This is a genomic window from Phenylobacterium sp., from assembly GCF_030654915.1.
Classification (GTDB): domain Bacteria; phylum Pseudomonadota; class Alphaproteobacteria; order Caulobacterales; family Caulobacteraceae; genus Phenylobacterium.
This window is the reverse complement of record NZ_JAURWM010000295.1, coordinates 1-20,650: the sequence shown is the minus strand read 5'-3', so window position 1 is coordinate 20,650 and position 20,650 is coordinate 1. Positions and strand designations below refer to the sequence as shown.

General features: G+C 66.3%; 22 protein-coding genes and 1 riboswitch. Of the genes, 10 read left to right on the top strand and 12 right to left on the bottom strand.

Translation table 11 applies throughout. The features are described from left to right. On the top strand, nucleotides 1–1,479 hold a 1,479-nt coding region (locus tag Q7T84_RS15775), incomplete at its 5' end, for an AIR synthase-related protein (RefSeq protein ID WP_304810700.1). 38 nt (nucleotides 1,480–1,517) lie between these two features. After that, a complete protein-coding gene (locus tag Q7T84_RS15770; RefSeq protein ID WP_304810698.1) occupies nucleotides 1,518–2,300 on the top strand; it encodes a DUF3313 family protein in 783 nt (260 codons plus the stop codon). Nucleotides 2,301–2,332: 32 nt separating this feature from the next. Here the strand turns inward: Q7T84_RS15770 and Q7T84_RS15765 are convergent, their stop codons facing one another. Beyond that, a complete protein-coding gene (locus Q7T84_RS15765) occupies nucleotides 2,333–3,046 on the bottom strand; it encodes a PEPxxWA-CTERM sorting domain-containing protein (RefSeq protein ID WP_304810696.1) in 714 nt (237 codons plus the stop codon). Nucleotides 3,047–3,514: 468 nt separating this feature from the next. Next, nucleotides 3,515–4,174: a CAP domain-containing protein gene (locus tag Q7T84_RS15760; RefSeq protein ID WP_304810690.1), complete on the bottom strand. Its 660-nt coding sequence runs from the start codon at nucleotides 4,172–4,174 to the stop codon at nucleotides 3,515–3,517. A 303-nt stretch (nucleotides 4,175–4,477) separates the two neighbouring features. On the opposite strand from Q7T84_RS15760, the gene Q7T84_RS15755 reads away from it, so the two are divergent. Then, the gene (locus Q7T84_RS15755; protein ID WP_370653674.1) at nucleotides 4,478–5,227 is read left to right on the top strand and encodes a DsbA family protein; all 750 of its coding nucleotides are present in this window, start codon (nucleotides 4,478–4,480) and stop codon (nucleotides 5,225–5,227) included. Here the strand turns inward: Q7T84_RS15755 and Q7T84_RS15750 are convergent. The 3 genes from Q7T84_RS15750 to Q7T84_RS15740 all read right to left on the bottom strand — a co-directional run bounded on the left by Q7T84_RS15750 (nucleotide 5,224) and on the right by Q7T84_RS15740 (nucleotide 9,625). Continuing rightward, nucleotides 5,224–5,703, bottom strand: a complete 480-nt coding sequence (locus Q7T84_RS15750; RefSeq protein WP_304810686.1) for a CinA family protein — start codon at nucleotides 5,701–5,703, stop codon at nucleotides 5,224–5,226. The two genes, Q7T84_RS15755 and Q7T84_RS15750, sit on opposite strands and share 4 nt — an antisense overlap. Before the next feature lie 107 nt (nucleotides 5,704–5,810). Continuing rightward, nucleotides 5,811–8,126 (bottom strand): 5-methyltetrahydropteroyltriglutamate--homocysteine S-methyltransferase, encoded by a 2,316-nt coding sequence (metE, locus tag Q7T84_RS15745; protein WP_304810684.1) that lies wholly within the window; start codon nucleotides 8,124–8,126, stop codon nucleotides 5,811–5,813. A gap of 255 nt (nucleotides 8,127–8,381) precedes the next feature. Further along, a riboswitch (cobalamin riboswitch) is annotated at nucleotides 8,382–8,585 on the bottom strand. A 59-nt stretch (nucleotides 8,586–8,644) separates the two neighbouring features. Then, the gene (locus Q7T84_RS15740) at nucleotides 8,645–9,625 is read right to left on the bottom strand and encodes an amidohydrolase (protein WP_304810682.1); all 981 of its coding nucleotides are present in this window, start codon (nucleotides 9,623–9,625) and stop codon (nucleotides 8,645–8,647) included. A gap of 104 nt (nucleotides 9,626–9,729) precedes the next feature. On the opposite strand from Q7T84_RS15740, the gene Q7T84_RS15735 reads away from it, so the two are divergent. Next, the gene (locus tag Q7T84_RS15735; protein WP_304810680.1) at nucleotides 9,730–10,962 is read left to right on the top strand and encodes a serine hydrolase; all 1,233 of its coding nucleotides are present in this window, start codon (nucleotides 9,730–9,732) and stop codon (nucleotides 10,960–10,962) included. A 30-nt stretch (nucleotides 10,963–10,992) separates the two neighbouring features. Here Q7T84_RS15735 and Q7T84_RS15730 read toward each other — a convergent pair whose 3' ends face one another. Continuing rightward, nucleotides 10,993–11,577, bottom strand: a complete 585-nt coding sequence (locus tag Q7T84_RS15730) for a pyridoxamine 5'-phosphate oxidase family protein (protein ID WP_304810679.1) — start codon at nucleotides 11,575–11,577, stop codon at nucleotides 10,993–10,995. A gap of 297 nt (nucleotides 11,578–11,874) precedes the next feature. Between Q7T84_RS15730 and Q7T84_RS15725 the strand changes: the two genes are divergently transcribed. The 4 genes from Q7T84_RS15725 (at nucleotide 11,875) to Q7T84_RS15710 (ending at nucleotide 14,070) form a co-directional block, all read left to right on the top strand. Then, a complete protein-coding gene (locus Q7T84_RS15725; RefSeq protein ID WP_304810676.1) occupies nucleotides 11,875–12,108 on the top strand; it encodes a BolA family protein in 234 nt (77 codons plus the stop codon). Between the two features lie 9 nt (nucleotides 12,109–12,117). Further along, entirely contained in the window at nucleotides 12,118–13,023 is a 906-nt protein-coding gene (locus Q7T84_RS15720) for a hypothetical protein (protein ID WP_304810673.1), read from the top strand. A gap of 74 nt (nucleotides 13,024–13,097) precedes the next feature. After that, nucleotides 13,098–13,442 carry a Grx4 family monothiol glutaredoxin gene (gene grxD / locus Q7T84_RS15715; RefSeq protein WP_304810671.1) on the top strand — a complete coding sequence of 115 codons (345 nt, stop codon included), beginning with the start codon at nucleotides 13,098–13,100 and terminating at the stop codon, nucleotides 13,440–13,442. 208 nt (nucleotides 13,443–13,650) lie between these two features. Continuing rightward, the gene (locus Q7T84_RS15710) at nucleotides 13,651–14,070 is read left to right on the top strand and encodes a thioesterase family protein (RefSeq protein WP_304810669.1); all 420 of its coding nucleotides are present in this window, start codon (nucleotides 13,651–13,653) and stop codon (nucleotides 14,068–14,070) included. A gap of 101 nt (nucleotides 14,071–14,171) precedes the next feature. On the opposite strand, the gene Q7T84_RS15705 is transcribed toward Q7T84_RS15710, so the two are convergent. The 6 genes from Q7T84_RS15705 to Q7T84_RS15680 form a co-directional block, all read right to left on the bottom strand. Then, nucleotides 14,172–14,933, bottom strand: a complete 762-nt coding sequence (locus Q7T84_RS15705; RefSeq protein ID WP_304810667.1) for an outer membrane protein — start codon at nucleotides 14,931–14,933, stop codon at nucleotides 14,172–14,174. Between the two features lie 217 nt (nucleotides 14,934–15,150). Then, the gene (locus tag Q7T84_RS15700) at nucleotides 15,151–15,519 is read right to left on the bottom strand and encodes a hypothetical protein (RefSeq protein WP_304810665.1); all 369 of its coding nucleotides are present in this window, start codon (nucleotides 15,517–15,519) and stop codon (nucleotides 15,151–15,153) included. Between the two features lie 88 nt (nucleotides 15,520–15,607). Beyond that, complete coding sequence (gene rpsD, locus Q7T84_RS15695; RefSeq protein ID WP_304810663.1) at nucleotides 15,608–16,225, bottom strand: 30S ribosomal protein S4; 618 nt, start codon at nucleotides 16,223–16,225, stop codon at nucleotides 15,608–15,610. Nucleotides 16,226–16,395: 170 nt separating this feature from the next. Beyond that, on the bottom strand, nucleotides 16,396–16,743 hold the full coding sequence (locus tag Q7T84_RS15690) for a hypothetical protein (protein WP_304810660.1): 348 nt from the start codon (nucleotides 16,741–16,743) through the stop codon (nucleotides 16,396–16,398). 76 nt (nucleotides 16,744–16,819) lie between these two features. Beyond that, complete coding sequence (locus Q7T84_RS15685; protein WP_304810657.1) at nucleotides 16,820–17,893, bottom strand: nitronate monooxygenase family protein; 1,074 nt, start codon at nucleotides 17,891–17,893, stop codon at nucleotides 16,820–16,822. 2 nt (nucleotides 17,894–17,895) lie between these two features. After that, complete coding sequence (locus Q7T84_RS15680; RefSeq protein ID WP_304810702.1) at nucleotides 17,896–18,669, bottom strand: RNA methyltransferase; 774 nt, start codon at nucleotides 18,667–18,669, stop codon at nucleotides 17,896–17,898. A gap of 53 nt (nucleotides 18,670–18,722) precedes the next feature. Here Q7T84_RS15680 and bla point away from each other — a divergent pair, with 53 nt between their 5' ends. Both bla and Q7T84_RS15670 read left to right on the top strand, forming a co-directional pair. Then, the gene (gene bla, locus Q7T84_RS15675; RefSeq protein ID WP_304810655.1) at nucleotides 18,723–19,739 is read left to right on the top strand and encodes a class A beta-lactamase; all 1,017 of its coding nucleotides are present in this window, start codon (nucleotides 18,723–18,725) and stop codon (nucleotides 19,737–19,739) included. A gap of 88 nt (nucleotides 19,740–19,827) precedes the next feature. Further along, nucleotides 19,828–20,650, top strand: an 823-nt coding sequence (locus Q7T84_RS15670) for an NADP-dependent isocitrate dehydrogenase (RefSeq protein WP_304810653.1), incomplete at its 3' end; no start/stop codon positions are given.

Sequence of the window (20,650 nt, the reverse complement as noted above, 5' to 3'; positions counted from 1 at the left end):
GGCGACCCCTTCGCTGAAAAGCTGCTGATCGAAGCGACCCTCGAGCTGATGGCCTCGGGCGCGGTGGCCGCCATTCAGGACATGGGCGCGGCGGGCCTCACCTCCTCGTCGGTCGAGATGGCCGGCAAGGGCGGGGTCGGCATCGAGCTCGACCTCGACATGGTGCCCCAGCGCGAAGACGGCATGAGCGCCTACGAGATGATGCTGTCGGAAAGCCAGGAGCGCATGCTGGCGATCCTGAAGCCAGGCCGCGAGGCCGATGGCCAGCGCATCTTCGAGAAGTGGGGCCTGGACGCCGCCACCATCGGGATCACCACCGACACCGGCCACATGGTGCTGAAGCACAAGGGCGAGATCGTCTGCGACGTGCCGCTGGCCCCGCTGTTCGACGACGCCCCGCTCTATGATCGCCCGTGGGTCGCGACCCCGGCCCAGCCCCGCCTGACCGCCGCCGACGTGCCGGCGCCCGCCGACTACGCCGACGCGGTGCTGAAGCTGATGAGCGCGCCGGACATGGCCTCCAAGCGCTGGCTCTGGGAGCAATACGACCGCCACGTCATGGCCGACACCCTGGAAGACAGCGCCACCGGCGCCGACGCCGGGATCGTTCGCGTCCACGGCGGCCGCAAGGCCTTGGCCGTCACCTCCGACTGCACCCCGCGTTATGTGCTGAACGACGCCTATGAGGGCGGCAAGCAGGCGGTCGCCGAAGCCTGGCGCAACCTGACCGCCGTCGGCGCCGATCCGATCGCCATTACCGACAACCTGAACTTCGGCAATCCCGAGCGTCCCGAGATCATGGGCCAGATCGTCCGCGCCATCGAAGGTATGGCCGAGGCCTGCCGCGCGCTGGACTTCCCGGTCGTGAGCGGCAACGTCTCGCTCTATAACGAAACCAATGGTCAGGCCATTCCGCCGACCCCGACGGTGGGCGCCGTGGGCCTGATCCCCGACTATGCGTTCCGCGCCGACTTCGCCGGCATGAAGGCCGGCGACACCCTGGTGCTGGTGGGCGACACCACAGGCGAGCTGGGCGCCAGCATGTACCTGCGTGAAATCGTCGGTCGCGAAGACGGCGCCCCGCCGCCGGTCGATCTGGCGCAGGAACGCAAGGTCGGCGACCTGGTCCGCAACCTGATCCTTGGCAGCCACATCACCGTGGTCCACGACCTTTCGGACGGTGGCCTGATCGCCGCCGCGGCTGAGATGGCCCTGGCCTCCCAGGTTGGCCTGCGCCTGACGGCGCTTGAAGGCGTCGCCGCGCACGCCGCCTTGTTCGGCGAGGACCAGGCCCGCTACCTGATCGCCGTGAAGGACGCGGCGGTCGTGCTGGAAGCCGCCAAGGCGGCCGGCGTGACGGCTACTGTGATTGGCCAGGCCGGCGGCGAGGACATCGCCGTCGAGGGATTGTTCACCCTGCCGCTCGCCAAGCTCCGCTCGGCCCACGAAGGTTGGATGCCGGCCTATATGGGCGGCTGATACGCATCCGAAGCGGCGGCTGGCGCGTACCCCTGAGTATGAAGCCAGCCGTCATCGCCCTCCCTCTCCTGCTCGCCGCCTGCGCTAGCCCAGCGACAAAGTCGGGTTTCCTCTCGACCTATGACGGCATGATCCCACGCACCGACACGGTGCGCGCGAAGGTCACCGAAAGCCGAGATGAAGCGGGTCTAACCGCCGTTCGCAAGGTCACCCTTGAGCCGGCGGTGCTCGCCGCCAACGCACCCTGGATGGGCGCGTCCGAGCGTAGGCTCTTGCTGCGGGAGATCGACGCTCAGCTCTGCTTCGAGCTTTCCGAACGCTATGAGATCGTCGAACAGACCGATGGCGCCCATCGTGTCCGCGCCGCCGTGACGGCGGTCGAGCCGACGGGGCGAGTAAGTTCAGCGGCCTCCGCCGCGGCCAGCTTCTTCATCCCGGGCCCCTTGGGCCTGCGCGCGCCCGGCACGCTCGGCTCGCTTGCGGCCGAGGCCGAGCTAATGGACGGAAAGAAGCAGATCGCGGCCATCGCGTGGAACCGCGCGGCGACGCCGGTCGGGACCGACAATCCCTCGCTCAGCCGGATTGGCGACGCTCTTCAGTTCGCCGAGCCCTTCGCAGATGCGGCCGCGGCCGCGATGACCGCGCCCGGCGCCAAATCTCGGAAGATCGGGACGCCGGACCCCTGCGCGCAATTTGGCGCGCGGTTTCGCGTCGAAGGACTCGCCGCCAAGTTCGCGACGGGCCTCTATGTGCCAGAGATGAGCGGCGCCAAGGCCAGCGACGTCGAGGTGGCCAGCGAGGCCCTGCCTCCGTCGCCCTGACGGAGGCTTAGACCTCGCAGCTAGACCTGCGCCTAGAGGGCTTGCGACACGGACAGGCGCGCGCGCTTGGAGCGGATCGCCGAGCCCAGGCCGAAGAAACCAATGATCAGCATCGCCCAGGTCGCGGGCTCAGGCACCGCGCTCACTGGCGGGAACGTCGTCGGCGGGTTCGGATCTGGAGGCGTAATCGGCGGAGTCGTGGGAGGCCCGACGACGGGCGGCACGATAACTGGCGGAACGACAACTGGCGGAACGACCACCGGAGGCGTGACCGGGGGTTCACCGGGACCTCCCGGCTCCCCGGGAACACCGCCACCGCCGCCACCACCGCCACCGCCACCGCCACCGCCACCGCGGGGACCACCGCCGCCACCGCCGCCACCGAATGGGAAGCCGATCATCGGCGGCGCCGCGTTGGATGCGAGTTCGGTCGGCGGTGCGATGGCCTCTTCAGGCATCGGGCCGGCGATTTCATCCAGCAGTCGCTGAGCGGCCGGCTTGGCCTCCGGCGGCAGCGCGGCCTGAATGGACGGGGTGCGGTCGCACTCGATCGACGGCGCGGGAGGCAGGGCCCCCGTCCGCATCGCATAGGACGAATCGATCAGCTGCTTGGAGGGCAAGGCAGGCTTTGCAGCCGCCACGACTGGGCGGGCCTTGCGAACCACAGGCTTGCCGACCTTACGCACCGGCGTCGTGGCGCGCGGAGCGGCAGGCTTCTTCGCCGTGGGGCGAGCCTTCGCAGGCACGGGCGGGCGGGCGTCAAAAGACCGAACCTTCGGGAAACAGTCTTCAGCCGCCGCAGGTCCGACAGCTGTCATTCCCAACAGCGCGCCAAGCACAACATATTTCGAGAAAGCCATTGCTCTATTCCAAGCACGACGAAAGTGACGGGAGGAATTCATATACAAATACGTTCATTCTCAGCGGACACACCAAAGAGTGGTGGAGTAGCCGCCAGGAAGACGAGATTTATACGGACGCCGCCCGAGTTAGGATGTCATTTAGAGCAACATCGGCGCCAGGAGAACCGGCCGGCCTGACACAATCTGTAAACAATTGTATTGGTGGGTGAAATATTCGCCGCCGAGGCGAATTCCCCGGCTAGAATGTATCGAAATGCCCACCGCTGGTGGACACCTGCGGGATAAGCCACCCCCGCGATTCTCCTGCTCCCTAAGCTGTGTAGCAAAATGACCCGGGCGAGCGCCCAGGAACTACTCCGCGGCCAGTCCCGCGCGCTCGTGGCGTTTTTGGGACGGGTACCTGCCCGTCGTCGAGCCGCCGAAGTCCATCACGCACATGGTCGTGTAGTCTCTGTGCGGCCCGCAGCTGACGCCAACGACATCGAAGCCGTGATGGAAGATATTGCGGCGGTGACCACGGCTAGGCACACCGCTGTCGATGATAAGCTCGCGCACCGTATCGGCCGCGGTTGGCGGGCCATAGGCGATGTTCTCGGCCAAGATGGCGCTGGGCTCGGCCCCATGACGCCGGACCCTCTCATAGAAGCGCTCACCATCAGGGCTATTGTGACCAACATGGCCCGCCGCCCCCTGGGTCTCCACGTGCTCAAGCGCCGCGGCGGCCAGAATGTCGTCAGGCTCTAGAGGCGGCAGCGGTGTTTGGCGCAGCAGCGCCTCAACGGCTTCAGCCAAGGCTGCGGGGTCGTCCGGCTGTCCGCCCGCCTGCAGCGCCCGCCCCCAGGCGGTGATCGGCTGCAACATCAGCCGGCGCGCATACTCCTGCGGGTAGGCCCGCGCGAAGTTGATCTCCGCGAGAATCGCGTCCTCCATCGGTCCGGCGACCGCAGCGGGCGCGGAGAGCATCAGCGCCACCCCGGCCAGCAGGCCCGTATATGGAAAACGAAGGTGCAACTCGCCCGCCCGCCAGATGATTTGACAGGGGCATCGTCCGGCTTTCGCGTGTAAGCGTTCTTAAGTTTATTGGTTGACGGATACAGTTAAAATTCATCGAAATCGCCAACAAATTACAATGCAATAAAGAAACAATCCGCCAAGTTAGACCGCACTACAGTCCCAAATAGAGACTACAATCAATTTCAACCTTAATTTTTTGAGTTCCGTTAGTCTAAACAAACATCCACGCCACCACATGCGCATTGCATCCCTCACTTTTCGCTTTGCCGCCAACCCCATCGATGATCTTTTCCAAGCGATATGTCCTTCAGAACGTCACAGACCATGCTCACCCGAATAGTCGTCGGCCTAGGCTGCGCGCTCCTCATCGCAGGATGCAGCCGTCAGAGCGATAAGGCGTTCGACAAGGAGATGCGCGAATACCTCCTGGCCCATCCCGAGGTCATTCAAGAGGCCGCCATCAAGCTCAAGCAAAAGCAGGCGGCGGCGGCGGTCGGCGCACTAAAGAACGCCCAGCAGCGCCTGGAGCGGGACCCGCGAGACTTTGTCGCGAACCCGAACGGCAGCATCACGGTCGTGCAGTTCTACGACTACCGCTGCACCTACTGCCAGGCTGTCGCGCCGGAGGTGTTGAAGCTGATCGCCAACACCCCCGACGTCCGCGTCGTCTTCAAGGAGCACCCAGTCTTTGGAAGCGTTTCGGATTCCGCCGCCAAGGTGGCGTTAACGCCCCAGGCTCAGGGCAAGGGTCTAGGACTCTATCGCGCCCTGATGAGCCAGAGGAAGCTGACCGAGGCCCGGCTGGACACCGTCATCAGCAGCGTCGGTCTTAATCCGCAGGACGTGCGCGCCGCGGCGCGCGATCCGGCCATCGCGCAGCACATCCTCGACACGCGCTCCCTGGCCCAGGAGATCAACATCACCGGGACGCCAACCTTCGTGGTCGCCGGCCAGGTGATCCAGGGCGCCGACATGGACAAGCTCGACCAAGCCATCAAGCGCGCGCGCAGCACCTCGTATGAGGCGCTCGCCAGCAACCCGAACCGCTAGTCCGTCGCCTTGATCAGCAGTTGCATCGCCGCGGCGGCGAAGGCGCGCATGTTTTCCAAACGGTCGGTTTGCCCGGTCTCGATGGTCATGGCGAAGTCCACCGGCCCGGCGATCGCCACGCAGGTATGGCCGGCCGCGTCGCCATAGCCATTGCCCGTCGGTCCAGCCGCGCCGGTCTCCGACAGCCCCCAGGTCGTGCCGAACCGCTCGCGCGCCGTGCGGGCCAGCAGCAGGGCATAGGGCTCGCTGGCCGAACGCATCCCGTTCAGCGCGTCCTTCGGAATGTCCATCAACAGCACCCGCGCCTTGGGCGTGTAGATCACCCCGCCGCCGCGATAATAGGCCGAGGCTCCCGGCACCCCGAGCAACGCCGCCGAGATCAGCCCGCCGGACGAACTCTCGGCGACCGCCACGGTCTCATTGCGATCCTTCAACCGCTGTCCCAACACCTCGGCCTGCGCCATCAGGGCCTGCATCTCACCACTCCGTCGTCCATCATCTATCAGGCGACCTTGCGGTCCAGGCTCGACCGTGTCCATCGGTGCTGAGAAACGCGGCCAGGATCACCTGGCCGCGCCATCACTCAATGGGCCTCCACGCGCAGGCGGCGGGCCGCCTCCACCATATTGACCAGCGCCGGGCGCACCTCCTCCCACTTGCGGGTCTTCAGGCCGCAGTCCGGGTTGACCCAGAGCTGATCCGGCGCGAGCCGTTCGGCCGCCTTACGCAGCAGATCGACCATCTCCTCGACGCTCGGCGTACGCGGGGCGTGGATATCGTAGACGCCTGGCCCGATTTCGTTCGGATAGCCGCCGCCGGCGAAGGCCTCCAGCAGTTCCATCTGCGAGCGCGCGGTCTCGATGGAGATCACATCGGCGTCCATCGCCCCAATGGCCCCGATGATGTCGTTGAAGTCCGAGTAGCACATATGGGTGTGGATCTGGGTCTCGTCCCGGACCCCGCCGACCGTCAGCTGGAAGCACTCGATCGCCCAGGCGAGATAGACCGGCCAGTCCCCGGGGCGCAGGGGCAGCCCTTCGCGCAGGGCCGCTTCGTCCACCTGGATGATCTTGGCGCCCGCAGTCTCCAGGTCCAGCACCTCGCCGCGCAGGGCGAGCGCGATCTGGCGGCAGGTCTCGCTGCGCGCGATGTCGTCGCGGACGAACGACCACTGCAGGATCGTCACAGGACCGGTCAGCATGCCCTTCATAGGCAGCTCGGTCAGCGACTGGGCGTAGGCCCACCACTCCACCGTCATGGGCGCTGGCCGCGAGACGTCGCCGAAGATGATCGGCGGCCGCACGCAGCGCGAGCCGTAAGACTGCACCCAAGCGTTCTGGGTGAAGGCGAAGCCCGACAACCGCTCACCGAAATACTGGACCATATCGTTGCGTTCGAACTCGCCGTGAACCAGCACGTCGAGGCCGATCTCCTCCTGCCAGCGCACGGCGTCGAGAGTCTGCGCGCGCAGAAAGGCCTCGTAGTCCAGGTCGCTCAAGGCCTGCTTGCCGTGCGCCGCCCGCGCCTTGCGAACATCCACGGTCTGGGGGAACGAGCCGATCGTCGTGGTCGGATAGGCCGGCAGATTTAGCCGCGCGATCTGGGTCGCCCGACGCGCGGCGAAGGCGCCCTCGCGCCGCGTCATCGGCGGGGTCACGGCCTGGACGCGGGCCTGGACCTCCGGGTCGTGGATCTTCGGCGAGGTCCGACGAGAGGCCGCGGCCGCGTCGGACGCCTCGAGTTCGCCCCGGACGGCGCTGCGCCCTTCGTTGAGAGCCCGCCGTAGCACGTCCAGTTCCTCGACCTTCTGGATCGCGAAAGCCAGCCAACCCCGGACGTCGGGATCGAGCGTCGTCTCCTGAGCAAGATCGAGCGGGGTGTGCAGCAGCGAGCAGGACGGGGCGAGGATCAACTCGTTCCGTTCGGCCGCCACCGGCTCCAGCCGTTGCAACAGGCTGGTGAGGTCCGCGCGCCAGATGTTGCGGCCATCGATCACGCCCAGCGACAGGACCAGATCGGCCGGCGCCTGGGCCAGAGCGTCGGCCAACTGGCCCGGCGCACGCACGAGATCGAGGTGCAGCCCATCGACGGGCAGGCTGACCGCCGTCGAGAGGTTCGCACCCAGCCCGCCGAAATAGGTGGCCAACATCAGTTTCAAGCCCGGCGCGGCGTCGGCCAGGGCGCCGTAGGCCGAACGCAAGGCGGCCAGTTCAGCGCCAGTCAGGTCCAGCACTAGGCAGGGCTCATCGATCTGAACGGCGTCAGCGCCGGCCGCCGCCAGCCGGCGTAGCAATTCGGCATAGACCGGGAGCACGCCGGGAAGCAGGGAAAGCGGATCGAACCCATCCCGTGTCGCCTTGCCGAGCTTGAGATAGCTCACCGGCCCGAGCAGCACCGGCCGGGTGGTCACGCCCAGCGCCTTGGCTTCCAGGAACTCGTCGATGGGCTTGGTTGAGGAAAGCTCGAACGTCTGGCCGGGCGACAGGCGCGGAACGACATAATGGTAGTTGGTGTCGAACCACTTGGTCATCTCCTGAGCCGGAAGGTCGCCGCCGTGCGAGTGGCTGTGACCAGCGCACTCCTCGATCACCGCGCCGCGCCCACGCGCCAAGGCGAAGTAGGTTTCCAGCGGCGTCCCGACCGCGCGATAGGCTTGCGGAACCGCGCCCAGCACCGCGCTCATGTCCAGCACATGGTCGTAGAGCGAGAAGTCGTTGGACGGGATGTGGTCGACGCCCTGCGATCCCTGGCGAGACCAAGCGCCGGCCCGCAGGGCGCGCGCCTCGTCTTGCAGGGTATCGGCGCTGGACTTGCCGGACCAATAGCGCTCCAGGGCGAACTTCAGCTCGCGGCGCGGGCCGATACGGGGAAAGCCTAGAGTGGCGATGGTGACAGGCATGGATGGTCCTCCACCGGCTGCGCGAGGCGGCCGGTCTATCCAGAATGGCTATGAAAATAGAAAGGCGGTCTGGCTTCGGGCCGGTCGTCAGGCGGACTGACCGGCCGCGCGCATTCGCTCGCGATGGAAGGACGGCGGAAGGTAGGTCATCGGCTCAAAACCCCAGTAAGCCGGGGGAGCAGCCAGGCGGACGCCAGCGCGCGCGGGCACGCCAAGGCAGCCGCGACATGCAGCGACCGTCAGGACACCCCGCCCGAGGACGTTATCTGTCGCGGCAGGTCTCCTGGCTTGCGGGTCATAGCCGCCTGTCCTGGCCTTCCCGACGCGGTTCAGCGCCAGTGACACGAATTGGACAGGCCGCTCACCGCGTACAGTTGCGGGGGCAGCTCCGGCGTCGAACCGGATTCCCTCTTAGCCGCCGCCCTCACGGGCGACGGAACCTCGACCCAGGCAGAAAACACCCGGGAGGGGAAAACGTCAAGTATGATATAAAGATATCTTTATATCTCTATGTGATTTCACATCAGGCGATAGGTCCGGCGCGCGACGTCGCGAAACAGCAGCGCCTTCTCGTCAGCCGACGCCCCGGCTACGACCCGCTTCAGCGCGTTCCAGAGCGTGCGGTAATCGCAGGACACCTGGTCCACCGGGAAGTTGCTCTCGAACATGCAGCGCTCGGCGCCAAACAGTTCGATGCAGGTCTCGATGTAGGGACGCCATGCCTGCGCCAGCTCCTGCGAACTGGCAGGGGTCTCGCGCTTGTGGAAGCCGAAGCCGCAGATCGCCATGCCCAGCCCGCCCAGCTTCACGACCACATTGGGGCTCTTGGCCAGTTCGGCCAAGTCGGCCCTCCAGCCCCCGAAGACCTCCGCGCGCCGGCCCTCATAGGGACCGATCCCCAGGGGGCCGCCGACATGGTCCAGCACCAGCACCGTCTCGGGGAAGGCGCGGGCCAGGTCGGTGACCTCGGGAAGCTGCGGGTGGAACTGCCAGGCCTCGAACGACAGGCCGTGTTCCGCCAGCCTGGCGTAGCCCTCCCTGAACGTCGCCGACCCATAGAGGCCTTTCGGCGGATTGGTGTGGGCGTTGCGGACCGCGTCGCTGGCGTCCCAGGCGCCGGCGTGACGCACGCCCCGGAAGCGGTCACCGCCAGCCCGAATGTGAGCTTCCAGAACCGGATCGACCGCGCTCCCGAGGCTGAGGTCCGCGAACCCCACGATGCCGGCGCAGGCACGCATCTCGCCGTACCGGCCACTGGCCGACATCGCCGCCACGCCGTTGACCATCTCAGTCTCGCCCACCGGCGCCAAGGCCCGCGGCCCGTCGGCGCGATAGAAGGAATTGCACTCGACGAAGACCGTGCTCTCGATGCGATGGCCCGATCCAGCGTCCGCGTTGAGCTCCTCGATCATGTACCGGCTGGTCGGATGGTCCCACAGATGGTGGTGCGGATCGCAGATCAGGAGCTCAGGCTCCAGGACCGGTTCGGCTTCTTGCATCCGCCCTCCTTCGGCCCCTCAGGAATTTCTTGGCGTGATGGGGCTTGGCGGCTCATGATGCCCGCCAATTACAAAGACCGCCATTTTCCCGGAGGATATTTTTCATGGACGCCCAATCTCAGTGGACGGGGCTCGACGCCGGCCGTCTTGAGCGCATCACCGACCACATCGAGCGCAACTACATCTCCTCGCAGAAGATCATGGGCTGCCAGGTCGCCGTCGCCCGCCATGGCCACCTCGCCTATCAGAAGTCCTTCGGCTCCATGGACCTGGAGCGGAACAAGCCGATGGCCGACGACGCCATCTTCCGCATCTATTCGATGACCAAGCCGATCACCTCGATCGCGCTGATGACCCTCTACGAAAAGGGCTATTTCCAACTCAACGACCCAGTCAGCCGCTACGTCCCGTCATGGAAGAACCACCGCGTGTGGGTCTCGGGCGAGGGCGAGGATATGGTCACCGAGGCCCCGAAGCGCCCGGTCTCGTTCCGCGACGTGCTCAGCCACACCGGCGGCTTCACCTACGGCGGCGGCCTGCCCGGCGTCGGCGTCCAGCACCCGGTCGATAATATCTATCGCGAACTGAAGATTCGAAGCGCCGGCAGCGCCGACACCATGGAGGGCTTCCTCGACAAGCTGGGCAAGGTTCCTCTCGTCTACCAGCCGGGCGAGCGCTGGATGTACTCGCTCTCGACCGACATCTGCGGCGCCCTGGTCGAGATCATCTCCGGCAAACCCTTCGCCCAGTATCTCCAGGACGAGATTTTCGGGCCGCTCGGCATGAACGACACCTCGTTCTTCGTCGCCCCCGACAAGATCGACCGCTTCTGCGCCAACTATCAGCGCGGACCGGACAAGAAGCTGAAGCTGATCGACGATCCGGCCACCAGCGCCTTCACCAAGGACCCTGGCTTCAAGTCCGGAGGCGGCGGCCTGACCGGCACTACCGCCGACTACATGAAGTTCTGCGAGATGCTGCGCCGCGGCGGCGAACTGGACGGCCACCGCGTCATCGGTCCCCGCACGCTTGCGATGATGCACATGAACCATCTGGCCGGGGGCAAGGATCTCACCCAGATGGCGGTCGGTTCCTTCTCGGAGACCTCCAACGAAGGTGTCGGCTTTGGCCTCGGCTTCGCCTCGACCATGGACGAGGTGTCGACCGGGTCGCTCGGCGCCGGCGACTACTACTGGGGCGGCGCGGCCTCGACCATCTTCCTGGTCGATCCGAAGGAGGACCTGACCATGGTGTTCATGACCCAGCTCATGCCGTCGGGAACCTTCAACTTCCGCGGCCAGCTCAAGAGCCTGATCTATTCGGCCATCGTCGACTGACGCCTGCTCCGGACCTGATCTCGTCAGAGGTCAGGTCCGACGTGGGGGAACCACGTCGGCGAAGATCGGAAACGCCTTCCAGTCCGGCTCAAGCGCCGGCTTGCCGGCCTCCGACGCATAGACCGAGGGCGTCTCCGCGCTCATCGTCGGAATGTAGCGCGGGCAGTTGGGGAAGATGTCACGCGGCGTCACCTTGATCAGCAATTGCGCGCCCGGGATCTGGGCCATGGCCGGGTCGCCTCGCAGAATCTGCGCCGTCCCGTTGACGCGCAAGCGTTGGGGCTTCTCGTCCATGCTCATGAACAGCAAGCCGACCTGCGGATTGACCACCATGTTACCCAGGCTCTTGAACATGCCGTTGCCGTCGTAGTCGGGGAAGATCAGCGTATCAGGCGCGGTCACCCGCGCGAACCCGACCGGACCGCCCTTGAACGAGCAATCGGGTCGCCCCAGATCGTCCGCCGTCGCCAGGAAGAAGAAGCTCTGCGCGGCGATAAAGGTCGCGTCGCGGTCGGTGAAGTGATCGTGGCGCAGCGTCTGTTCGAGGCGATCGGCCAGGGCGCGACTCGCGAACTCGTCCTGCAGACCGCGCTGGCCCTCGTGGTACATCGACATGGCGGCTCCCCTCCGAGCCGTAAGCTTAGCGCGCAGCCGGACCAAGTCTCACGGCATATTGCGTTCTCGGCGCTAGGGAGGGCCGCTGCGGAGCAGCTGCTATTTGGTTGTTCCGCGAAGACCAAGCCTCTATCCGCCGCCGCGAAGGCGGTGTTTCGGAAGTCACCATGCCAATGCAACCTGACGCGCTGATCGCGGCCGACGAGATCGCGAAAACTCGCGGCGTCGAACCAGCCCTCAATCCAGCGGTTGTTAAGGTTTATAATCCAGAAAGATTCTTCGAGTGGAGTTCTTCACATGCCCATGACCATCGCCGACTTGGAGGCGAACCTTCGCGAGGCGTTTCCGGACGCCCAGATCGCCATCGATGATCTGGCCGGCGACGGCGATCACTATCGGGCGCGGATCGTCTCCCCAGCCTTCACCGGCCTTTCGCGGGTGAAGCAGCACCAACTGGTTTACAGCGCGCTCAAGGGCAAGGTGGGCGGCGAACTCCACGCCCTTGCCCTCGAAACATCGGTTCCGGCCTAAGAGCGCCTCATGCGCTATCGACCCTTCGGCGCAACGGGCAAGGCGGTCTCCGCCATCAGCCTGTTGTTGCATGAAGCGCCGAACATGAACTCGCCGGGCGCATGGCGAACCCTGGCCTTCTGCGCCATGGAAAACGGCGTCAACAGCTTCGAACTGACCGCCGGCTCCGACGTGCTGGCCATGGGCGTCGGCGAGGCGCTCAGCGCCGTCGAGCGCCGGCTGATCTTCCTGGGCTGGCGACTGCGCGGCACGGCGGCCGGCAAGATGACCGCCCGCGACATCGCCGAGAGCGTGCGCGGTGCCCTACAGCGGACCCGCGCTGGATATCTCGACGTCCTGATGATGGACGAGGCGGCGGTGGAGACCCTGACCCCAGACGCGCGCACCTATCTCGCCGATCTGAAGAACAGCGGGGTCTGCCTGCAGATCGGGGTAGTCGGGGACGGCCCGGTGGTGGACGACTGCATCAGCAACGACCTGTTCGACGTACTGGTCACGCCGTTCAGCCTGGTGTCCGACTGGCAGGCGCGCCGCCGCATTCGCGACGCCTCGGCCGCCAACATGACGTTGCTGGCCTGCGATCCCTTCCCGACCACCCTTCCCAGCGCCGGCGGCGCTCGCACTGAGGGTGATCGGGTTCCGCGCCGCGGCCTGCTCGGCGTTCGCCGGGCCGAGCCGCTGGCCGGCATGGGCGGATACGGCTTCCTGCAAGACACCGCCGGCTGGACGAACGAAGACATCTGCCTGGCCTACGCCTTGACCGAGCCCGCCTTCGCCACTGTGCAGGTCACCGCCTGGCGCGCCGACGCGGTCGAACGGCTGGCCGCGGTCTGCGACAAGGACCTTCCGACCAGCGTCGCGGCCCAGATCGAGATGGCCAGGTTCGGCCAAGTCGCGGCCCAGCGCCGCGCCTGACGCGGCCAGCGCTTGACCCGGAGCCGCCGGCTCCCTAGCTCTGGGCTGAATTCTTCGCCGCAAAGGCCACAGTCATGACCGACACCACGACCGCCAACCCCGTCCACGACTTCATCGCCAACGCCGTGACCGAAAATCCGGTCGTGCTGTTCATGAAGGGCGTCCCGGAAGAACCCCGCTGCGGCTTCTCCGCCGTCGTCGTGCAGATCCTCGATCATCTGGGCGCGGACTTCGTGGGCGTCGACGTTCTGCAGAACGACGCCATCCGCGAAGGCATCAAGACCTACAGCGACTGGCCGACCATCCCGCAGCTCTACGTGAAGGGCGAATTCGTCGGCGGCTCCGACATCATCCGCGAGATGTTCCAGTCGGGCGAACTCAAGACCCTCCTGGTCGAACAAGGCCTGCTAACTGCCTGAGTCGGCCGATCCCGCCCCCGGCCGAGCGCCGGGGCGCACTTTTGGCGGCCTGGGCCACCCACGATGTCATTTCGGCAAGCAGCCTGCTTCATCGAGCGGGCTGTTTTGCGTCCGGACCTGGCGTTGGGACGGTCCCCCCGCGTAAATTACAGTCGCCGCCTGATCCATGAGTAAGGGCGCGGGACGCAGGCCGCTTTGAGGGGCGAACATGACCAAACTCCTAGAGCCCCCAATCGGCCGCCAGGTTTTCAGCCGGACCTTCACCCCCGCCCTAGACGACATCGACGCGAACGGCCACGTGAACAATGTGGTCTATGTGCGGTGGATCCAGGACATGGCCACCTCACACTGGAACGATCGCCAGCCGGCTGAAGAACAGTCGAGGTGGGCGTGGATCGTCCTTCGCCACGAGATCGACTATCGCCGCGCCCTGATGCCGGGCGAGACGGCCACAGCCCGCACATGGGTCGCCGAGACCCCCGAGGGACCGCGCTTCGACCGCTTCGTGCGGATCGACGGCCCGGACGGCGCCATGTGCGCCCAGGCCCGCACCGTCTGGTGCATGATCGAGCAGGCCACCGGCCGTCCCAAGCGCGTCACCCCCGACATCGTCGCGCGGTTCATCTAGCGGCCCCTAGCGACTGGCCGCCCAAGCCCATCGCCTCGAGCTCGGCGACCCGACCGGACGCATCTAGGCCGGCTGGCGCGCGCGCCAGCCGGCCAGACGCATCAGAACTTGTAGTCCACGCCGACCCGCAGGAGGTTGGCGCGGGTGTCGGCCTCGGTCGTGAAGGCGGCGTAGCCGGCGGGCGTCACCCACGTATTCCTGACCTTGCCAAAGTCGGTGTAGAGCCACTCGCCGCGCACCGACCAGTTCTCGTTGACCGCGTAGGCGCCGCCGATCCCGGCCGCCCACCCGAACTTGGTGTCGCTCTCGCTGAAGTTCCCCGAGTTCGGCGGGATACGGCTATCGGCGAAGCTCGCCTCCACCGAGATCCTAGAGGACGCCAGCCCGGCGGTGCCGTAGATCATATAGGGTCCGCTGGCGTAGCCGATGCGCGGCCGCAGCGTCCAGACCCAGTCGGTGCCGACCTTCTGCCGAACCGTGAGGGCGATCGGCGGGTTGATCGTCAGCGGTGATTGGTAAGTCTTGGAGCGGCTCTGGCCGATATCCATCCAGCCGATATCAGTCTCAAGCCCGAAGACCCAACTGCCAGATTGGAAGTTGTAGCCGCCCTGCACGCCGCCGGTGAAGCCGGTCTTGTTGTCGTCACTCGCAAGGTCGGCGTTGATCAGGTCGCGCTCGGCCGGGGGGATGATTACGATCCCGCCGCCCTGCTCGACTCGGCTTTGGAGCGAGGTGTCGCCCCAGGAGGCGCCGGCGTTGGCGCCGACATAGAGGCCGGTCCAGTCGTAGTCTTGAGCCAAGGCGGAAGCCGGGACCAGCAAGCTGGCGCAGCCAGCCGTCACAAGCATGAATTTGAGAGACATGTTTATCGCCAATTTGGCGGGCTAGGGAGGCGCCCGCGGTTGCTACGCGAAGCAGTCGCTGACTGCTGCGGCGGAGGGGTGGCTTGCGGCCGTCCGATGCACTCTCGCTGGCGACGCGCGACGCACCGCAATCCAGACCACCGCCGCGCGAAACTTCGCATCGCAGCGACACAAGGCCCATATCGGGTTGATACCCTAGGGCGACGTCAGGGCGGCTCTAACGCACCCACGCCGTCAGGGGATTGAGAAGGAAGACCGGTCGGTGCGGCTCAAGCCCCAGCTCCGCCCAGGTGAAGCTGATCGCCTTCTTCGCCGCGACCAAAGACCGGCAAGGGTCCAGCCGTTTGCGAGCGAAGGACAGCGTCACGGTCTCACCGCTTCGTTCGACATAGAAGACGAAATCGGCCTTTTCCGTGCAGCCGCCCGAGGTGACCTCCAGGGTCAGGCCTTCGCGCCCAGCCACGGCCGAATAGACCGCCTCAAGTTCAGGATGAGCAGCCTGCGCCGTCGTCAGGACCGGCGGTGGAGCGGTGGCGCAACCGGCCAGCAGGGCCAGGCTGGCTATGAGCAACAGGCGTCGATTCATCACCGTACTCGGCCACACAACCGCTCAAAGCAAAAGGCCCCGGATCGCTCCGGGGCCTTCGCAAATCGCTCTGGTTTCAGTGCGCCGATTAGGACGCGTAGAATTCGATAACCAGGCTGGGCTCCATCTTCACCGGGTACGGGACCTCGGAGAATTCAGGGGCGCGGATGAACTTCGCGGTCATCGCCTTGGCGTCGACTTCGACGTAGTCCGGGGTGTCGCGTTCGCCCGATTGCAGGGCTTCCAGCACCAGGGCCATGTTCTTCGAACGCTCACGGACGGAGACGATGTCGCCGGCCTTCACGCGGTACGAAGCGATGTTGACGCGCTTACCGTTCACCAGCACGTGGCCGTGGTTCACGAACTGACGGGCGGCGAACACGGTCGGCACGAACTTGGCGCGGTAGACGACGGCGTCCAGGCGGCTTTCCAGCAGACCGATCAGGTTCTCGGCCGTGTTGCCCTTGCGGCGCGCGGCTTCGGTGTAGGTGCGGGCGAATTGCTTCTCGGTCAGGTTACCGTAGTAGCCCTTCAGCTTCTGCTTGGCGCGGAGCTGGAGACCGAAGTCCGAAACCTTTTGCTTGCGGCGTTGGCCATGCTGGCCAGGGCCGTACGAGCGTTGATTGACCGGGGACTTCGGGCGGCCCCAGATGTTCTCGCCCATCCGGCGGTCAATTTTATACTTCGCCGAGTGACGCTTCGACATGATCGTTTCTTTCTACTTCGACCTGGGCCGGCGCCTCCGCTAGTGGAAGCGCGATCTCAACGGCGGCCTTCAAGTCACCCGTCATAAACATCGCGGCCGAAGGGCAAGCCCGGCGGCGCGAAGGGGCGGTGTATGACGGCAGGAGCCTTCAGAGTCAATTGCGAGGCCGCTCAGCGGCAGCGGCTCTTGCCCATGGCGTCGACCCGGCAGCGAAGCGTATTGCCCTTCTCGTCGCGCACCACCGTCCCGCCCATCGCGTCGCGGCGAGTCGAGATGCTGGAGCCGTCGTCATACTTGGTGGTGGTGGCGCCCATGGCGTCGCGACGCACCGTGACCTGCTCGCCGTACTGGTCGGTCCAGGTGGTCTCGCCCAGCGCGTTGCGCGTTGCGGTGACGACATTCCCGTAAACATCGTGGCAGATCGAGCGGCCAGCCTCGGTGCGGCACGCCACGGTCTGGCCTAGCGCGGGGGTGGTCAGGGCGGCGAACGCAGCCATCGCCAGGACGAGCTTCTTCATTTGAGAGGGCCTCAAGCTTTACCTTGGCCGCACCTTAGCTTGGCGGCCGGCGGTTCGCCAGCAGGCCACGGCCCGGTCAGCGGCTGACGCGGGCCTGCAGAGCTGCCGAGGCTTCCTGGGCTTCGCGCCACCAGGCCTGGATCATGTCTCCCGCCTCGCCAGGCCGGGCCAGGCCGACGCCCTGCCCCGCCCACAACGACACCATGTCGGGATTATCGGCTTTCGAGGCCGCCGCCCGCAGCGCCTGGGTCAGCCGGTTCTGCACCGGATAGGCCGGAACCTCGGTCTCCACCGCCCGCAGGTCACGCATGAAGCGGTTGTCGATGCCGCGCGCGAAGCGCCCGGTGAAGGCGCGCGTCAGACGGGTCGGCTCATCGCCGACGCTCTGGATCGACCGTCGCCACGGCGCGCTGACGCTAGCCTGATCGGCGAGCAGGAAGGCCGTGCCCATCTGGACCGCCGAGGCCCCCAGAGCCAGGGCCGCGGCGACGCCGCGTCCATCCATGATCCCGCCGGCCGCGATGACCGGCAGATCCACCGCCGCGCCGATCAGAGTGGTCAGCGCCATGGTCCCGACCAGGCTGGCCTCGATCTCGGCCAGGAAATGGCCGCGGTGACCGCCGGCCTCAAAGCCCTGGGCGCAGATGCCGTCCGCGCCAACCTCGGCCCAGGCGCGCGCCTCGGCGACGCTTGTCGCCGTTCCGACAACCTGAGTACCGGCGTCGTGCAGCGCATCGATCTGGTCAGCGGTCAGTATGCCAAAGGTGAAGGAGACGACCGGTGGCGCGGCTCGCACCACGGCGGCCAGTTGGCTTTCGAAGTCCGGCGCGAACTCATTGGGATGAGCCGGCAAGAGCTCGCCCAGCTCGGCGTACCAGGGAGCCAAGCGCGCCAGCGCACGGTCCACCTCGGCGGCGTCGGGCTGGGCGCGCGGCGCCATCAGCAGGTTCACGCCGAACGGCGCGTCGGTCCGCGCCCGCATCGCCGCGACCGCGCTCTCGATAGCCTCGGGCGCCATGGCGCCGCCCGCCAGATGTCCCATACCGCCCGCCTTCGACACCGCCAGCGCCATCTCGAACGACGAGGCGCCCACCATCGGGGCCTGGAGGATCGGGATCGGCAGGGCGTCGAGCTGGGCGCGGAGGGTCACGGCTAGTCCTTCTCGGTCTTCTGCTGGGCCAATCGGTCGAGCACCCGGCCCCGCCCCTTAGATAGCGCGGTCACCACGCCGCGGAAGGTTCGGACCTCCTGGTCGGAGAACCGGGCGCGGCCGAGCGCCGAGCGCAGGTTCTGCATCATCGACGGCTTCTTCTCCGGTGGATGGAAGAAGCCTGCCGCATCGAGCTCGCGCTCGAAGTGTTCATAGAGGCCAAGCATCGCGGCTGCGTCGGCGGGCGGCGGCCCTTCACGGAAGATCGGCGGCGCGCCGGCCTCCACCGTCATCCGCCACTCATAGGCGTTGATCGCCACGGCCTGGGCCAGGTTCAGCGACCGGAAGCGCGGATCGATCGGCAGGGTGACCACCGCCTGGCAGAGCGCGATGTCGGCGGTCTCCAGCCCCGCGCGCTCGCCGCCGAACAACAGGCCGACGGATCGCCCCTCGGCGACCTCGTGCGACAGGTTGGCGGCCGCTTCGCGCGGGGTCAGGATCGGCAGTTGCAGCTCGCGCGGCCGCGCGGTGGTCGCATAGACCAGATGCAGGTCGGCGATGGCGTCCTCGACCCGCTCATAGATCCGGGCGTTGTCCAGAGGCCACTCGGCGCCCGACGCGGCCGCCCAGGCATGCTCTTGCGGCCAGCCGTCGCGCGGGCTGACCATGCGCAGATCAGACAGGCCGAAATTGGCCATCACCCGCGCGACGGCGCCGATGTTCTGGGCCAATTGCGGCACGTTCAGGATAATGCAGGGCGGAGCGGCGGTTTCCATGCCGCGTTTTGAAGTCCGCAGGCCCGCCAATGCAAGAGCCAGGAACATCCGTCATGCGCTTTCCCACTCTCCTGGCCGCCGCCCTGCTGCTGTTGGCCGGTTGCGACAGACCCATGCGGCAAACGGCCTCGGACACGCCGCGCCTGGACATGGCTCTGCTGGACCGGGAGGTCGGGGCCATCGCCGACCGGGCGCGCCCCGGCGTCCTGGGCGTCAGCCTCACGAACCTGGAAAGCGGCGAGACCTGGCTGTTCAACGGCGACCTGCGCTTTCCGATGCAAAGCGTTTTCAAGGCGCCGCTGGGCGCGGCGGTCCTGAACGAGGTGGACGCCGGACGGGTCGACCTGGACCAGGTCATCACCATCGACGAAGAGGACATCTCGCCCGCCCACAGCCCCATCGCCGACGCTTGGCCCCAGAGGCGTGACTATACGGTGCGCGAACTGCTGGTCGCCGCCGTGGGCGGATCCGACAACACCGCCGCCGACGTCCTGATGAAGCTGATCGGCGGGCCGGGCGCGGTGACCGCCTGGCTCAACGACAACCATGTGAGCGAAATCCGGATCGACCGCTACGAACGCGAATTGCAGCCCGACAGCGTCGGACTGGGATCCTTCCGAATCGCCTGGAAGGGCGACGAGGCCTTCAGGGCCGCCAGGGACCGCCTGCCGCCGGCCACCCGCCTGGCGGCGATGAACGCCTACCTCGCCGACGACCGCGACACCGCCAGCCCGCGTGGAATGCTCACCTTCTTCCATGCGCTGCAGGAGGAAGAGCTTCTGTCGCCAACATCCCGCGCGCTCTTGATGAAGATCATGACCGAGACGACGACCGGCGCCGACCGTTTGAAGGCCGGCTTCCCGCCAGGCTCGGTCTTCGCCCATAAGACCGGCGCCGCGCGCACAGATCTGGGCGTCAACCCGGCGACCAACGATATCGGCATCGTCACCCTGCCCGACGGCCGGCGCTACGCCGTCGCCGTATTCCTTAAGGCAGCTACGCTTGACGCCCCCGGGCGAGAGAAAATCCACGCTGACGTCGCCCGCGCGATCGTTCGCGGGGTTCGATAAGACACCCGCCTCCCCTTTGCGTCACGGCCGGCTCCTAGTATACGGCCAACAAACCTCCTTCGTTACGCCCCCGGAGCGCTCTGCCCTTATGGCCAAGATCAAAGTCGCCAACCCCGTCGTCGATATCGATGGGGACGAGATGACCCGCATCATCTGGAAGTGGATCAAGGACAAGCTGATCTTCCCGCATCTGGATATCGATCTGGATTATTACGACCTGGGGATCGAGCACCGCGACGCCACCGACGACAAGGTCACCACCGACGCGGCCGAGGCGATTCAGCGCCATGGCGTGGGCGTGAAGTGCGCGACCATCACCCCCGACGAGGCCCGGGTCGAGGAATTCGGCCTAAAGAAGATGTGGAAGTCGCCGAACGGCACCATCCGCAACATCCTCGGTGGCGTGGTCTTCCGCGAACCGATCATTTGCAAGAACGTGCCGCGCCTGATCCCGGGCTGGACCCAGCCGATCATCGTCGGCCGCCACGCCTTCGCCGACCAGTACAAGGCCACAGACTTCCTGGTGCCCGGCAAGGGCCGCCTGACCATCAAGTGGGAAGGCGAGAACGGCGACACCGTCGAGCATGAAGTGTTCGAGTTCCCCGGCGCCGGGATCGCCATGGGCATGTACAACCTGGACGACTCGATCCGCGAGTTCGCCCACGCCTGCCTGAACTACGGCCTGCAGCGGAAGTACCCGGTCTACCTCTCGACCAAGAACACGATCCTCAAGGCCTATGACGGCCGCTTCAAGGATATCTTCGCCGCGGTCTTCGCCGCAGAATACGCGGACAAGTTCAAGGAAGCCGGGATCGTCTACGAACACCGTCTGATCGACGACATGGTCGCCTCGGCGCTCAAGTGGTCCGGCGGTTTTGTCTGGGCGTGCAAGAACTACGACGGCGACGTGC